Annotated in this window: 14 protein-coding genes and 1 riboswitch; of the genes, 5 read left to right on the top strand and 9 right to left on the bottom strand. The window is 43.5% G+C overall.

What is annotated here, in order from left to right:
- Positions 1–12: 12 nt before the first annotated feature.
- The 5 genes from PG840_RS03035 to PG840_RS03015 all read right to left on the bottom strand — a co-directional run bounded on the left by PG840_RS03035 (position 13) and on the right by PG840_RS03015 (position 4935).
- Positions 13–2169 (bottom strand): response regulator, encoded by a 2157-nt coding sequence (locus PG840_RS03035; RefSeq protein WP_270613359.1) that lies wholly within the window; start codon positions 2167–2169, stop codon positions 13–15.
- Complete coding sequence (locus PG840_RS03030) at positions 2153–2968, bottom strand: substrate-binding periplasmic protein (protein WP_270205227.1); 816 nt, start codon at positions 2966–2968, stop codon at positions 2153–2155. The genes PG840_RS03035 and PG840_RS03030 overlap by 17 nt, the downstream gene beginning before the upstream one ends.
- 87 nt (positions 2969–3055) lie before the next feature.
- Positions 3056–3131: riboswitch (cyclic di-GMP riboswitch) on the bottom strand.
- Between the two features lie 568 nt (positions 3132–3699).
- Positions 3700–4131: a flavodoxin family protein gene (locus PG840_RS03025; RefSeq protein ID WP_270205226.1), complete on the bottom strand. Its 432-nt coding sequence runs from the start codon at positions 4129–4131 to the stop codon at positions 3700–3702.
- Complete coding sequence (locus tag PG840_RS03020; RefSeq protein ID WP_117834005.1) at positions 4128–4625, bottom strand: YaiI/YqxD family protein; 498 nt, start codon at positions 4623–4625, stop codon at positions 4128–4130. Before PG840_RS03020 ends, PG840_RS03025 begins: the two co-directional genes overlap by 4 nt.
- 55 nt (positions 4626–4680) lie before the next feature.
- Complete coding sequence (locus tag PG840_RS03015; protein WP_117556196.1) at positions 4681–4935, bottom strand: hypothetical protein; 255 nt, start codon at positions 4933–4935, stop codon at positions 4681–4683.
- Between the two features lie 235 nt (positions 4936–5170).
- On the opposite strand from PG840_RS03015, the gene PG840_RS03010 reads away from it, so the two are divergent.
- The 5 genes from PG840_RS03010 to PG840_RS02990 are packed head-to-tail and all read left to right on the top strand — an operon-like array spanning position 5171 to position 10380.
- A complete protein-coding gene (locus tag PG840_RS03010; RefSeq protein ID WP_008374904.1) occupies positions 5171–5710 on the top strand; it encodes a helix-turn-helix domain-containing protein in 540 nt (179 codons plus the stop codon).
- 21 nt (positions 5711–5731) lie between these two features.
- Positions 5732–6805, top strand: a complete 1074-nt coding sequence (locus PG840_RS03005; protein ID WP_117556198.1) for an ABC transporter ATP-binding protein — start codon at positions 5732–5734, stop codon at positions 6803–6805.
- On the top strand, positions 6795–7613 hold the full coding sequence (locus PG840_RS03000) for an ABC transporter permease (protein ID WP_022220522.1): 819 nt from the start codon (positions 6795–6797) through the stop codon (positions 7611–7613). Before PG840_RS03005 ends, PG840_RS03000 begins: the two co-directional genes overlap by 11 nt.
- On the top strand, positions 7613–9496 hold the full coding sequence (locus PG840_RS02995) for an extracellular solute-binding protein (protein ID WP_270205225.1): 1884 nt from the start codon (positions 7613–7615) through the stop codon (positions 9494–9496). The genes PG840_RS03000 and PG840_RS02995 overlap by 1 nt, the downstream gene beginning before the upstream one ends.
- On the top strand, positions 9496–10380 hold the full coding sequence (locus PG840_RS02990) for an RluA family pseudouridine synthase (RefSeq protein ID WP_270205224.1): 885 nt from the start codon (positions 9496–9498) through the stop codon (positions 10378–10380). Before PG840_RS02995 ends, PG840_RS02990 begins: the two co-directional genes overlap by 1 nt.
- 247 nt (positions 10381–10627) lie before the next feature.
- On the opposite strand, the gene PG840_RS02985 is transcribed toward PG840_RS02990, so the two are convergent.
- From PG840_RS02985 to rpoD, 4 genes are all read right to left on the bottom strand, one after another.
- Positions 10628–12301: a nucleoside kinase gene (locus tag PG840_RS02985; RefSeq protein ID WP_270205223.1), complete on the bottom strand. Its 1674-nt coding sequence runs from the start codon at positions 12299–12301 to the stop codon at positions 10628–10630.
- Between the two features lie 70 nt (positions 12302–12371).
- Complete coding sequence (locus PG840_RS02980; RefSeq protein ID WP_270205280.1) at positions 12372–13169, bottom strand: Nif3-like dinuclear metal center hexameric protein; 798 nt, start codon at positions 13167–13169, stop codon at positions 12372–12374.
- Between the two features lie 10 nt (positions 13170–13179).
- Complete coding sequence (locus tag PG840_RS02975; RefSeq protein WP_270205222.1) at positions 13180–13896, bottom strand: tRNA (adenine(22)-N(1))-methyltransferase; 717 nt, start codon at positions 13894–13896, stop codon at positions 13180–13182.
- Positions 13897–13900: 4 nt separating this feature from the next.
- On the bottom strand, positions 13901–15016 hold the full coding sequence (gene rpoD / locus PG840_RS02970) for an RNA polymerase sigma factor RpoD (protein WP_117823093.1): 1116 nt from the start codon (positions 15014–15016) through the stop codon (positions 13901–13903).
- Positions 15017–15038 lie beyond the last annotated feature (22 nt).

The raw sequence follows: 15038 nt of genomic DNA, 5'->3' as shown, positions 1-15038 counted from the left end.
AATTATTTTCCGCTAGTTCAACAATTCATGAATTACCTTTACCAGTAAATTCCCATCAACAGGCTTGGAAATATGCTCATCCATCCCTGCTTCTTTTGCTCTTATTCTGTCCTCTGTGAATGCATTTGCTGTCATTGCAATGATCGGTATTTCCTTAGCATCCTCTCTGTCCATAGAACGGATCCTCTTTGTGGCATTATAACCATTCATGACTGGCATCATGATATCCATCAGAATCACATCAAATTCACCAGGTCTGCTTTTTTCAAATATTTCAACAGCCTCCAGTCCATTCCATGCTTTGGTCACTTCAGCGCCTTCATTCTGAAACATAAATTCTGCAATTTCCATGTTCAGCTCATTATCTTCCGCCAGAAGAATGTGCAGCCCCTTTATCGTTTTTTCTGATGCATCCTTCTGTTCTTTCCGTTTATCCGTAGCCAGATCTATTCTGAATGGAACCTGGATCACAAATGTTGTCCCAACACCTTCTTTACTTTTAAACATAATGGTTCCACCCATTTTTTCAACCAGTTTTTTGGTAATTGGCATTCCCAGACCTGTTCCGGCAAATTTTGTGCGGCTTCCTGCATGTTCCTGTGCAAATGGTTCAAAAATATGTTTTTGGAACTCTTCTGCCATTCCGATTCCGGTATCCCGGCAGACAAATTTCATTATCGCCGTTTCTGGCTGTTCGGATGGAATTTCTACGCAGCTGATATAAATATGTCCGTTTTCTCTGTTATATTTCACCGCATTCGACAGAATATTCATCATCACACGTTTCACATACCCCGGACTTCCGATAAGATTCCGGTGTATGATTTCTTTTTTCTCCCACGCAATCCGAATATTCTGTTCTGCTGCAATCTGTTCAATCACAACAAATACTTCCCTGAAAATACCGCTCAGATTGAATGGTATTTCTTCCAGAATCACTTCATCTGACTCCAGCTTACTCATATCCAGGACATCGTTTACCAGTTCCAGAAGCAGATGAGAGGCCTCTTTGACTTTTGCCCTGCATTCCGTCTGTTTTTTCATATCGTCTGCATAATGATCTGCCACATTGAGCACGCCGCAAATTCCATTAATCGGAGTCCGGATATCATGGCTCATTCGCTGAAGAAACTCTGTTTTTGCCTCATTGGCGGCTTCTGCCTTTTTAGCTGCTATCAGAAGTTCTGCTTTATATTTTTCATCTTTTTCCTGTTCCAGTTTCTGATGTGTCAGATTGGTTTTATATGTCCAGAACCAGAATAAACCGAACATCAAAAAATAAAGAAAAATAACACTCATCACATTTAATGGAAGGTTGTGGAATACTTCCGTATCAGGAAGATATGCATAGATATAATAATCACGCTGCTTCAGCATGATTCCGTAACATCCGATTCCTTCTTTCTTAAAATGATAGATATGTTGACTGTCTGTATGCTTTTTCATTGCCTGAACCACTTCGTTGTCAGCTGTATTCTGCCCCAACAGGCTCTCATCATTGCAGGCAACAACTGTCCCATTGTCTGCAACAAGAATCGTTCCATCTTTCTGAGTACTATAACCGTTTAAAAGCCCCTGTATCGTCAGTGTATAGTTTCTGGCAAATTCAGGAGAAGTGTAATAGTAGATTGCGACGATGCCCGGTGCATCTTTTCTGGCACAGGCTGCAATATCGATATGTGACCCATCTTCCCTGGTAAACCGTTCCGAATAGCTTCTTTCTTCATATCCGGCAAAATCCATGATGATGTCTTTTTGCAGATACTCCGTAATCTCATTAGTCAGAGACTCATCTGTGCTGTATTCACAGTCCGTCTTTCCATCTGCATCCAATACAAGGATACCATCCACCCAGAGAGTCTGCAGATTTCCCTTCAGAAAATCCCGGCTTAGCTGCCCGCCGTTTTCTGTTTCCGTTTTAATATTTGTACTCATCTGTCTGGCACTTTCAATGGCACGGAGGAGACTTTTGGATTCCGATGATTCATTATAATGGGTGTAGGTGGAACACTGCACTTTCACATAATTTACAATCTCCACCATTCTTTTCTCTGCTTCCGCTTTTTCTGCGTGGAAGAAATAAAACAGGGAGACTACCACCACACAGATTCCAAGCAGACCGCCGAGCAGCTGGATTCGTTTTTCTTTTTTCTTAATATCCAAGATCATCCACCTCCAGATACTTCTGGGGATCATCCAGATATTTTTCAATGATTTTCAGGGATGTGCCATCCTGGCGCATTTCTTCCAATGTCTGTTCCATCTGCTCACAGATTCCTCTGTCATCATCTTTTGCAAAAGCAACACCTATTCCGGTGATCATCAGAGGCTCTTCCAGGATACGGAAGCTTGTATCATAATCCTCCATATACTGGACAACAGATTCCTCATGTGCGGCAACTGCATCCACATACCTTTTTCCCAGAAACGTATAGATCAGTTCCCGGTGTCCAAGACTGATCAGATTGCCCAGTTTTGGGATTCTCTCATCCATCCTGTCCAGAAAGATACCTTCCGGTTTGGTTGTGGACTGGACAGCCAGATTCTTTCCCTCCAGATCACTCAACTTATAGATATCGCTGCTCTCGTTTACGGCTACCACCTGTCGACTTGCTATGTATGGTCCTGCCCAGCGGTAATCATCAAGGCGTCCTTCCATGGAAAAGCAGCCCATGATACAGTCAATCTCTCCGCTTTCTACCAATTCTTTTTTCTTCTCCCAGTTGATCTGGACAACATCCACCTGATATCCCATTCTTTTGAAAGCTTCTGTAGCAAGTTCTACATCTATGCCCGTAGGTACACCATCCTCATTCAGATAATTGTATGGTGGGTAGTTATCGCTGCCGAGTGTAATGACCGGCTTTTCTGTTTCTTCTCTGGTGTTATCTATGTTTTTACACCCTGCCAGGGTGACTGCTAAAATTTCCGCAAGCAGAATGCCTGCAATTACTCTTTTCCCTTTCATTTTCCGCCTATTCCTAACTATCCTTTTCGTTTTTTTCATATATCTATGAAATAAAAAAACACTGTCCTACAGACAGTGCATCTCATTTCATGCAACTGGCTGCCATTTTACAGGCCCTGTAGCTTTGCGTCCCAGATTTTCATCTGGTTTGCCGATCATCCTATTATAGTTTTTAAACTTATGCAAAAACATTGATGTTATTATACTCCCACAATCTATCGTGCATAAGAAAAACCTCACCGCTTTAACGCTGAAAAATAAAAAAAGAACAGCCGATACATATACTCGAACTGTTCTCCTACTTCCAAAGTCCACGCAGCATTGACATTACTGTTTCCTGCGTCATGATTCTCTCAGTGACGACTGGGAAATTCCCGGCAGCTGCGATAATCTGTGTTTACTGATATCACGCTTCTCACATAAAGATGTTATTTTATCTGCGATATACTTCTCTATCTGCAAGTAACTATACCTCATTTCTTTCTGTTATTACATGTTCTTATTGTACCTGTAATAGCAGAAAAATATTAGTTATCAATTTTGCAAGTAATTAGTTTTATTATAGGAAGTACATTCGTAAAATAAAATTTGAAAATACTTTCGTTTCCGCAAAAGTCTTTTTCGCTTATATTATCTTAATAATATCACAGACAGCTACGTTTGTCACATAAAAGTTTGGAAACTCAAACAAAAAGTAACCATTTAACCTTGACTTTTTATTTGCGGGCTACTTATAATTCTTTTACAAACTCAACTGTATTTTTTATATCTTCCTCATCCGGATGTCCTTTTGCAATACCACCTACCAGTTTAAATGGACCAAATGTATCATAACCCTTGCATCCGAATTTTCCTATCACTTTAGAACGCTTCTCGTCCAAAATCTGCTCTATGGATTTATAATTCGCACTTCCACCATAAGTACAGATCAGAAATACCTTTTTATCGTCCGGTAGATTCTTCTCTGCAAATCCCAATATCGACTGATGAAATTTTGAAAAATAGATTCCTGATGCAAATCCAATCATATCATAACTGCTCAGATCTACATCTGGCTGTTTTACAGCATCAATCAAATCGACCTGGCATTCTTCTGCTATGCCCTTTACTAGTTTTTCTGTATTTCCATGATGTACAGATGCGTATACGATTGCTTTTCTCATTTGTTTTCCTTTCTGCCTGTCTCCATTGTTTTAGTATTCTTTTGAAATTTCTCCTGTACCATCATGAGCATTTTTTCAAAAGACTGTGCAAACCTTACATCATCTTCTTCTGTTCGTTTTTTCGGTCCCTTGATATGATTCTTATGGGAACTTCTTCTGGCTTTTTTATTCAAATGACGTTCCATGAGCATCTGTTCAATATTGTCATTCGTGTACCATTTGCCCGATTGATGAATGGCATATGCACCTTTTCCTAGTGCCATTGCTGCAACACCATAGTCCTGTGATACGACAATATCTCCTTTATGGCAGATACTAATCAGTTTATAATCTACTGCATCTGCTCCTGCCCCTACTACAATCACTTCGCTATAATCAGAATACAAAATATGATTTGTATCACACAGCAATGTAGTTGGAATATTATATTTCTCTGCTATTGTCTCGATAATATCTACTACCGGACATGCATCTGCATCTACAAATATCTGCACTAGTGCCTCTCCATTTCTTTTTATATCTAAAATCTACTACAATAGAATTATACCACTATTCCCTCTTTTCACCAAACACTATTCTAGCACCACATCCCGCCGCTGACACTCTCATGGCAGAACCATTCCCATAACTTCCGTATGGCTTAGGATTTCTTTCTCTAAACCAATACCTGAATCTTCCACCATAACCTGCATATGGATATCTTTTTCCCCAATCCTGCATGTTAGTTACTACCGCTTCTTCTATTTTCTTTACTGTAGCTTCCGTTCCGACTGCAAGAAGAGCTTCTCCAACTGCTATTGTCATAACAGAATCATCTGTAAAGCTACAGCCTTTACTAAACAAATCAAACTTTTTTGTAATTAACTAAAATTAGTCAATTCTTACACGTTTTCTATTTTTCAAAAAAACCTCTATTTTCCTTATAAAACGGTTGCTTTTTCTATAAACTATAGTATAATAAACCTTGTCGTGTGTATAGAAATACTAAACTCTAGGTTTATTTTTATTTTTACAAACAATTTACAGAAAGGAGCTATTTATGAATATAGGACAGAAAGTAAGGGAGCTCCGTATTGCGAAAAATCTTACCCAGGAAGAACTTGCAGACCGGAGTGAGCTTTCGAAGGGATTCATTTCCCAGCTGGAACGGGATCTTACTTCTCCTTCTATCGCCACACTGGTTGATATTCTGCAGTGTCTCGGCACCAATCTGAATGAATTTTTCAGCGATGACGAGGAAGAACAGGTTGTCTTCGGTGATGAGGATTATTTTGAAAAAAAGGATACTGATCTGAAGAATACGATTGAATGGATCATTCCGAATGCCCAGCGCAATATGATGGAACCGATCCGTCTTACCCTGGCTCCGGGCGGTGCAACCTACCCGGATCTTCCACACGAAGGTGAGGAATTCGGATACGTGCTTCAGGGTTCCGTCAAAATCCACGTAGGCAATAAGGTCTACAAAGCTAAAAAGGGAGAATCCTTTTATTTTACTCCCCACGCAAAGCATTATATAGAAGCATCGTCTTCTTCCGGGGCACGCCTGATCTGGGTCAGCACTCCCCCAAGTTTTTAAGTACACAGGAGGATTATACATATGCCAAACAAACTGATTGACATTGTTGGTGTTTCCAAATCATATGGAGACAATCTGGTTCTGGACGACCTGAACCTTTATATCAGAGAAAATGAATTTCTCACACTTTTAGGACCTAGCGGCTGCGGAAAGACAACGCTTCTGCGTATCCTCGGCGGATTCGAAAATCCGGACTCCGGAAAAGTAATTTTCGATGGAAAGGACATTACATCCCTTGCACCGAATAAACGACAGCTCAACACTGTTTTCCAGAAATATGCGCTTTTCACCCATATGACCATTGCTGAAAATATTGCTTTTGGTCTGAAGATCAAAGGGAAATCAAAATCTTACATCGATGATAAGATTCATTATGCATTAAAACTGGTCAATCTGGAAGGTTACCAGAACCGTTATCCGGATTCTTTAAGTGGGGGGCAGCAGCAGCGTATTGCCATCGCCCGCGCCATTGTAAATGAACCAAAAGTTCTTCTTCTGGATGAACCTCTCGGTGCCCTGGATTTAAAGCTCCGCCAGGACATGCAGTATGAACTGATCCGTTTAAAAAATGAGCTGGGAATTACATTTATCTACGTTACCCACGATCAGGAAGAAGCCCTCACCATGTCTGACACGATTGTTGTCATGAATCAGGGATACATCCAGCAGATCGGTACACCGGAAGATATCTACAACGAGCCGGAAAATGCTTTCGTAGCCGACTTCATTGGCGATAGCAACATTTTCAATGCCATCATGGTACGCGATAAGCTGGTCAATATTGTCGGTGCCGAATTCCCGTGTGTGGATACCGGATTCGGAACCAACAAACCGGTCGATGCGGTCATCCGTCCGGAGGACATCGATCTTGTAAAACCAGAAGAAGGCACATTAAAGGGTGTCGTTACCCATCTGATTTTCAAAGGAGTCCACTATGAAATGGAAGTCCTTGCCAACAACTATGAATGGCTGGTACACAGCACCGATATGTTCCCGGTTGGCACTGAGGTTGGAATCCATGTTGACCCGTTTGATATTCAGATCATGAAAAAACCGGAATCTGAAGATGAGGAGGCTGTAGGAATTGAAGAATAGCAAACGTCTCCTGGCTGGGCCATACCTTTTCTGGGCAGTTTCTTTCATTATCATTCCTCTGATCATGATCTTCTATTATGGTCTGACTGACAATGACGGAAAATTCACCTGGATGAACCTTGCCAAAATCACAACACCTGAGAATTTAAAGGCTCTGGGGCTTGCACTTCTGCTTGCATTTGTCAGCACAGTGATCTGCCTGATCCTTGCCTATCCTCTGGCAATGATCCTTGTCGGAAGAAATGTAAACCAGTCCAGCTTCGTAGTACTTGTTTTCATCCTTCCGATGTGGATGAACTTTCTGCTCAGAACTCTTGCATGGCAGAACCTCCTGGAGAAAAACGGTGTCATCAACTCCGTTCTCCATTTCTTCGGGCTGCCTTCATGGAACATTATCAACACACCGACAGCGATCATCCTCGGTATGGTCTACAACTTCCTGCCGTTCATGGTGCTGCCGATTTACAATGTACTTGTAAAGATTGACAAAGATGTTATTTCCGCAGCCAGAGATCTCGGTGCCGGAAATATCCAGACATTTACCAAGATCATCCTTCCGCTTAGTGTTCCGGGTATCATCAGTGGAATCACTATGGTATTTGTACCTGCACTTACAACCTTCGTCATTTCCAATCTCCTCGGTGGAAGCAAGATCCTTCTGATTGGAAATGTCATCGAACAGGAATTCCAGCAGGGAAGCAACTGGCATGTAGGAAGTGGACTTTCACTTGTCCTGATGATCTTCATCATTGCAAGTATGGCTCTGATCGCCAAATACGATAAAGACGGGGAGGGCACGGCATTCTAATGAAAAAGAAATTACAGAATTTATATTTACTGCTGATCGTGATCTTCCTCTATGCTCCGATCATGACACTGATGGTTCTGTCCTTTAACAGTTCCAGAACCCGTGCCAAATGGGGCGGATTTACCGGAAAATGGTATGTATCCCTTTTCCAGGATGAAGCGATCATGAGCACCTTATACAACACCCTGATCATCGCACTTCTTTCTGCGCTGATTGCAACCGTGATTGGAACTTTGGCTTCCATTGGAATCCAGAGTATGAACCGCAAGTTTCGTACCTTTATGCTGGGTGTCACCAACATTCCGATGCTGAACGCAGACATTGTGACTGGTGTATCTATGATGCTGTTGTTTATCGCATTCCGTATGAACATGGGATTTTCGACAATCCTGATTGCACATATAACCTTTAATATCCCGTATGTCATCCTAAGTGTCATGCCAAAACTAAAGCAGACCAACCGGCGGACCTATGAAGCCGCACTGGATCTGGGTGCTTCCCCGATCTACGCTTTTTTCAAAGTCGTATTTCCGGATATCCTTCCAGGAATTCTTTCCGGTTTCCTGCTTGCATTTACCATGTCGTTGGATGATTTTGTGATCACCCACTTTACCAAAGGACCTGGAATCGATACCCTGTCTACCAAAATTTACAGTGAAGTACGAAAAGGAATCCGTCCGGAAATTTACGCACTCTCAACGATCATGTTTGTAACGGTGCTCTTCCTTCTCTTCCTGGTCAATTTAAAACCGGAAAAAGAAGTTCACGAAAAAGACGGCACGATCCGCAAGCCATCCCGTGCACGCCACACGATGCGTCTCGTCGTAACACGTGTCGTACCGGCACTGCTCGTGATCATCATTACAGCCGGAGGATTTTTCTACAATTCAAAGACAAAGATTTCCGGCTCCGAAAAGGTAATTGTCTACAACTGGGGCGAATATCTGGATCCGGATGTCCTGGATATCTTTGAAGAAGAAACCGGTATCCAGGTAGTCTATGAAGAATACGAAACCAATGAGATCATGTACCCGAAGGTGCAATCCGGCGCTATTTCCTATGATGTGGTCTGCCCTTCTGACTATATGATCCAGCGTATGATCGAGAACGATCTTCTTGACGAGATCAACCGGGATAATATTCCGAATATCAAAAATATCGGACAGACCTATATGGATCAGTCCAAGGCATTTGACCCGGAAAATAAATACTCTGTTCCTTATTGCTGGGGAACTGTCGGAATCCTTTACAACAAAACCATGGTAGACGAACCAATTGATTCCTGGTCTGTTCTCTGGGATCCAAAGTACAAGGACAGCATTCTGATGCAGGACAGCGTCCGCGATGCATTCGGTGTTACCTTAAAATATCTTGGATATTCCCTGAACTCAACCGACCTGGATGAGCTGAACGAAGCGAAGAATCTTCTGATCAAGCAGAAACCTCTGGTTCAGGCATACGTCGTTGACCAGGTGCGTGACAAGATGATTGGAAATGAAGCAGCCATCGGTGTTATTTACTCTGGTGAAGCCATTTACACACAGAAAGAAAATCCAAATTTGAAATATGTAATTCCGAAAGAAGGATCCAATATCTGGATCGACTCCTGGGTAATTCCGAAGAATGCAGAGCATAAGGAAAATGCTGAAAAGTTCATCAACTTCCTCTGCCGTCCGGACATCGCACTGAAGAACTTTGAGTACATCACCTACTCGACTCCAAATGAAGCAGCGCGGGAACTGATCGAAGACGAGTCCATCCGCAACAGCAAGATTGCATTCCCGGATGCAAGCGAGCTCTCCATCTGTGAGACCTTCAAATTCCGTGGAGATAAAAACGATGCTGTCTACAATGAATTATGGCGGGAAGTGAAATCAAAGTAATGTGGGAAAGAATTCTGAATTATACAATAACCGAACAGAAAACTTCCAATATCCATGAGTTTCTAAAAGCTCATGGATATTCTTCTTCTCTGATCCGGGCAATCAAAGAAGATCCGGAAGGAATCCGTCTGAACGGGGACCCGGTACTGGCACGCACCCTTCTTACTCCCGGCGACCAGCTTGCCATCCGGATTACCGAAACAAAATTCTCCGAAAATATTGTTCCGTCAGATCTGCCTCTTTCGATCGTATATGAAGATCCGGACCTGCTGGTCATCAATAAACCTGCCGGAATGCCAATTCACCCTTCCCAGGGAAATTATGACAACACACTTGCCAATGCCTGCGCATGGTATTTCAAAGAGAAAGGCGAGCCTTTTGTATACCGTTGCATTAACCGGCTTGACCGGGACACCACCGGTCTTCTGATCATTGCCCGGCATCTTTACAGTGCCTCTCTCCTCTCTGCCATGATGGCACGCCGGGAAATCCACCGGGAATATCTGGCACTTGCCACGGGAATCATCCCGGAAGACGGAACCATCACTGCTCCAATTGCCAGAAAAGAGGGTTCTACCATCGAGCGCATGGTCGATTTTAAACATGGTGAATACGCCTGCACCCATTACCGCAGGCTTTCCATTACAGATACAGATCCGGTCTACTCTCTGGTTGCCTTAAAGCTGGATACCGGACGCACTCATCAGATCCGGGTGCACATGAATTACATCGGCCATCCGCTTCCGGGAGATTTTCTCTATAATCCGGATTACAGCCATATCAGCCGTCAGGCACTGCACTCACATCATCTGCGTTTCCGGCATCCAATCACAGGAGAAGAAATGCATTTCACAGCGCCTGTGCCTGAAGATATGTTACTCTGATAAATATATTTAAGTGATCCCCATCCCCGGCACATAATACTCTTTTTATGGAAGAATTTTCCATATGTATTTTCCGGTCAAACAGAAGAAGAGCTTCTGAGAGAACAAAGATATTCATTCTCCCAGAAGCTCTTCTTCTGTTTATTTCTTATTTCTGACGACGGATCACACTAAAAAACAGCGGAATGGATTCAAACTGCCTCTATAATCTATATCGCTCTCTTACCATGTGACTAGCTTCAACATTCTACAAATCGAAACATCCGCCTCCAATAAATTCCCTCAAAATCGAATTCTGCGGAACATACTCACTTCCGATCCCCACAAAATAATCCAGGAATTTGAGCAGTCTCTTCGCTTCCTGATATTCGGCGCAGTCCTTCTCAATTCCGAACAGGATCGGTTCTGCATAAGCTTTCAGAACTGCCAGCTCATAAAGAAGAGCTGAATTGAACATCACATCCGCGTCTTCCTGATACGGGAAAATATTGTTCTCTTCCCCTCTTCGCACCGACTGCCACATAGCGATCGTCTGCTTTGCCGAAGTACCTCTGGTTCTTGCATCACGCACCATCCGGCGGATCAGACGTCCATCTGTTGATGCGATCCGGTTATGCTCATCGATATTCAGCTGGGTCAGTGCACTGATATAGATCTTGAATTTATTTTCTTTTGGCAGATCATGGGTCAACGCATCATTCAGACAATGAATGCCTTCGATCACCAGAATATCCTGCTCACCAAGCTGCATATAATGTCCGTTATATTCCCGTTTTCCGGTCTTGAAATTGAACGTCGGAAGTTCAATCCGTTCGCCTGCAAGCAGCTTTTTCAGATCGTGGTTAAAAAGTTCCACATCCAGCGCTTCCAGACACTCATAATTCGGCTTTCCTTCTGCGTCCAGCGGTGTATCCACACGGTTCTTAAAGTAATCATCCACCGAAATCGGATGCGGGACCAGACCGCTTACCCGGAGCTGGATGGAAAGCCGTCTGGAAAATGTAGTCTTTCCTGACGAAGAAGGACCGGCGATCAAAACAAACTTCTTCTGCGGATTTCCTGCAATCTGCTCTGCGATCTGCGCAATTTTCTTCTCCTGCATTGCCTCCTGTACCAGAAGCAGTTCCTTTGGATTGGCGCTGCCGCCTGTCACATAATCATTCAGTGCCCCTACCGTCTCAATTCCAAGCATATCACCGCCACGCGTAGACTCTTTCAGCACATGGAACAGCTTATTCTGAGGCTGAAACGGAGGTATCTTTTCCGGTTCAGCTGCCTCCGGCATCTGCACTACAAATCCCTCATCATATAAATATAATTTAAAATATTTTAGATAGCCGGTTGACGGAACCATATAGCCGTAATAGTAGTCCTCAAATTCATTGATACTGTAAATATTGACCGTAGACACTCTGCGATACCGGAACAAACGCTCTTTATCCTTCATACCGTATTTGCGGAACATTTCAACCGCTTCATCGGTATGAACCGATCTCTTCCGGATTGAAAGATTCATATCTGCCATTTCATGCATCCGTTCTTCAATCCTTGCAAGCAGTTCCTGATCCAGCTTCTGATCTCCTTTTATTGTACAATAATACCCTTTATCTACAGAAAAATGGATTCTCACCTGTTCTATCTTATCGTGTCCGATTGTATCATATACTGCCTTCACCAGCAGAAAACTTACACCACGGCGATAGGTAAGATTTCCAATTGTCTCGCCTGTCGTCACAAAATGGAGCGTACAGTCCTTTTTCAGCTTCTTTCCAAGCTCCTGAAGCTTTCCATTTACATATACAAGAACAATATCATGTGGATATCTTTCCTGATATTCCCCGGCAATCTGCAGATATGTGGTTCCTGCCGGAAAACTTCTCTCTTCCCCGTCAATCTGTACTTTGTACATCTGCTGTTCCATATTTACCGCCTTCTTTCTGCCTTACGGCGCTTTGACAAATCTGTCTGTTTTCTCCCCGCTCCCAAACACCTTACGTCAAAACCCAGAATGGCTGCCGGATCTTTGCTGTCCGGATCTCTGCCTCTGGAAATTTCTCCCGGCAAAAATGTTCCATATCTGCAATAAAGATATGCTCCACGCCATAGTGTCCGGCATCAATTACTGCCATTTTTTGCGCAACCGCATCAATCCCCTCATGGTGATCAATGTCACCTGTCACCAGTACATCCACACCTTTTTCCAAAGATACGGAAATTGCGCTCTTCCCGGAGCCCGGAAAAACACCAAGGCGATGTACCTGCATATCCGGCTCTCCAAAAATTTTCACATTCGGAAGATCAAATGCTTTTTTTACCATTTCCGCACAGGATTTTAAATCCATCGGCTGTGCCAGATCAGCAACTCTTCCGATTCCAACCGGAACTTCGCCGGATTCTGACTGCATGCTTCCCGTCACTTCCAGAACCTCCGGTTCACTCAGTTCAAGTACCTTCCCAGCAAGCTCTGCCATTCCCATTACATCATAATTGGTATGCATCGCATAGTAAGAAATGTCATCCCGGATCAACTTCAGTACTCTTCTGCCAATAAAATCCTCGTCATTGATCTTTTTCATTGCTTTAAAGATCATCGGATGATGTGTGATCAGCATATCTGCGCCCCAGTCTGTTGCTTCTTCGATCACTTCATCCGTCGCATCCAGTGCAAGATAGATCCGCTTTACTTCTTTATCGCTTCTTCCGACCTGCAGTCCTACATTATCCCACTCCATAGCATAGTGCTTTGGAAAACGTGCTTCTATTTCTTTTATAATTTCTCTGCAAATCATCATTTTCCTCCTAAAAATACCGGTCAAGCAGGTCTTCTGCTCTCTTTATCATATGCAGAACCTCTGCACTTCTCTCCTTCGTGCGTTCACTCACCTGCACCCGAAGCTTTTCATACACGCCCTGATTCACAGACAGTTCCTTTTTCAGATATTCTCCCATCACCGGGTGACCCTTCTCTAATAAATATTTTCCATATTCAAGCTCTTCTTCTGCTGCCGGAACACCTTCCGCATAAAGACCTTTCTGCTCTGTCGGGATCACCTTCATCATCGGATAGTATTTGCCATCCTCTTCCACCATGTCCTCTGCAACGATACGAAATCTATGTTCTTCCAGATAACGGCGGACTTTCGCAAGCTCTGACTGCGGCTGCAGGACCAGTTCCTTTAAGCTTCTGGTTTTTGCCGGATCCTCATTCAAAATGTGTATGACAAGACCGCCGCCCATTCCGGCGGCGATCATTGTGTCAGCTTCTTCCATTTTCAAATTCACCAGACCATCAGAAAGACGGGTAACGATTTTCCCATCCAGTCCATGTTCAAGGATATGTGTATCCGCTCTCTCTAATGGTCCTTTGTTAATATCCATGGCAATTGCGGATGGAACCAGCCCGTTCTGTGTCAGATAGATTGGGATGTAAGCGTGGTCTGTTCCCACATCCACAAGACGCATTCCCGGTGTGACAAGATCCGCCACTGCCTGTAATCTTTTTGATAATTCAGCCATCTTCTTAATCCAAATAATCTCTTAATTTTCTGCTGCGACTTGGATGACGAAGCTTGCGGAGCGCTTTTGCTTCGATCTGACGGATACGCTCACGGGTGACATCGAACTCTTTTCCGACCTCCTCCAGTGTACGTGCTCTTCCATCACTCATACCAAAACGCAGGCGGAGAACCTTCTGTTCTCTCTCTGTCAGTGTACTTAAAACTTCATCCAGCTGTTCTTTCAGGAGTGTCTGCGCTGCTGCTTCTGCCGGAACAGGTACATTATCATCCTGGATAAAGTCGCCCAGGTGGCTGTCCTCTTCCTCACCGATCGGAGTCTCAAGAGAAACCGGTTCCTGGGAAATCTTTAAGATTTCACGCACACGGTCTACCGGCATGTCCAACTCTGCCGCGATCTCTTCCGGCGTAGGTTCCCGTCCAAGCTCCTGCAGTAACTGTCTGGATACACGGATCAGTTTGTTGATCGTCTCTACCATATGAACCGGTATACGGATAGTTCTCGCCTGGTCAGCAATCGCACGTGTGATTGCCTGACGGATCCACCATGTTGCATAGGTACTGAACTTAAATCCCTTCTGATAATCAAACTTCTCTACCGCTTTGATAAGTCCAAGGTTTCCTTCCTGTATAAGATCCAGAAACAGCATACCACGTCCCACGTAACGCTTTGCAATGCTGACTACCAGTCGCAGGTTGGCTTCTGCAAGACGCTTTTTCGCTTCTTCATCACCATCTGCCATTCTCTTTGCCAGATCAATCTCTTCTTCTGCTGAAAGAAGCGGAACTTTACCGATCTCCTTCAGATACATACGGACCGGATCTTCGATGCTGATTCCGTCCGGAACAGACAGGTCGATCTTCTCCATATCCACTTCGTCTTCATCCGAAAGCATGATCTCCAGATCATCATCATCCACATTGGAGTCATCATTCATCTGAAGCACATCGATCCCATTAGCCTCCAGGTACTCAAATACCTTGTCCATCTGTGTCGGTTCCAGCTCCATATCCCGGAATACATCATTGATTTCCTGGATTTCAAGAATGTTCTTCTTTTTCTTCGCAAGGGCAACCAGATTTTTTAATTTTTCCTGAAACTTTACTACGTTCTCTTCCATGTAGTGTCCTTCCTCTCATCGC

The sequence above is a fragment of the Coprococcus sp. AM97-35 genome (assembly GCF_027697525.1).
In the GTDB taxonomy this organism is placed as follows: Bacteria; Bacillota; Clostridia; order Lachnospirales; family Lachnospiraceae; genus Allocoprococcus; species Allocoprococcus comes.
Note: the sequence above shows the minus strand (reverse complement) of the source record. Positions and strands in the feature narration are given on the sequence as shown.

Bases quoted from the DNA above. Each gene is read 5' to 3' on its own strand.
- PG840_RS03035 (WP_270613359.1), bottom strand. From the start codon at position 2,169: ATGATCTTGGATATTAAGAAAAAAGAAAAACGAATCCAGCTGCTCGGC.
- PG840_RS03030 (WP_270205227.1), bottom strand. From the start codon at position 2,968: ATGAAAGGGAAAAGAGTAATTGCAGGCATTCTGCTTGCGGAAATTTTA.
- PG840_RS03025 (WP_270205226.1), bottom strand. From the start codon at position 4,131: ATGAGAAAAGCAATCGTATACGCATCTGTACATCATGGAAATACAGAA.
- PG840_RS03015 (WP_117556196.1), bottom strand. From the start codon at position 4,935: ATGACAATAGCAGTTGGAGAAGCTCTTCTTGCAGTCGGAACGGAAGCT.
- PG840_RS03010 (WP_008374904.1), top strand. From the start codon at position 5,171: ATGAATATAGGACAGAAAGTAAGGGAGCTCCGTATTGCGAAAAATCTT.
- PG840_RS03005 (WP_117556198.1), top strand. From the start codon at position 5,732: ATGCCAAACAAACTGATTGACATTGTTGGTGTTTCCAAATCATATGGA.
- PG840_RS02995 (WP_270205225.1), top strand. From the start codon at position 7,613: ATGAAAAAGAAATTACAGAATTTATATTTACTGCTGATCGTGATCTTC.
- PG840_RS02990 (WP_270205224.1), top strand. From the start codon at position 9,496: ATGTGGGAAAGAATTCTGAATTATACAATAACCGAACAGAAAACTTCC.
- PG840_RS02985 (WP_270205223.1), bottom strand. From the start codon at position 12,301: ATGGAACAGCAGATGTACAAAGTACAGATTGACGGGGAAGAGAGAAGT.
- PG840_RS02980 (WP_270205280.1), bottom strand. From the start codon at position 13,169: ATGATTTGCAGAGAAATTATAAAAGAAATAGAAGCACGTTTTCCAAAG.
- PG840_RS02975 (WP_270205222.1), bottom strand. From the start codon at position 13,896: ATGGCTGAATTATCAAAAAGATTACAGGCAGTGGCGGATCTTGTCACA.
- rpoD (WP_117823093.1), bottom strand. From the start codon at position 15,016: ATGGAAGAGAACGTAGTAAAGTTTCAGGAAAAATTAAAAAATCTGGTT.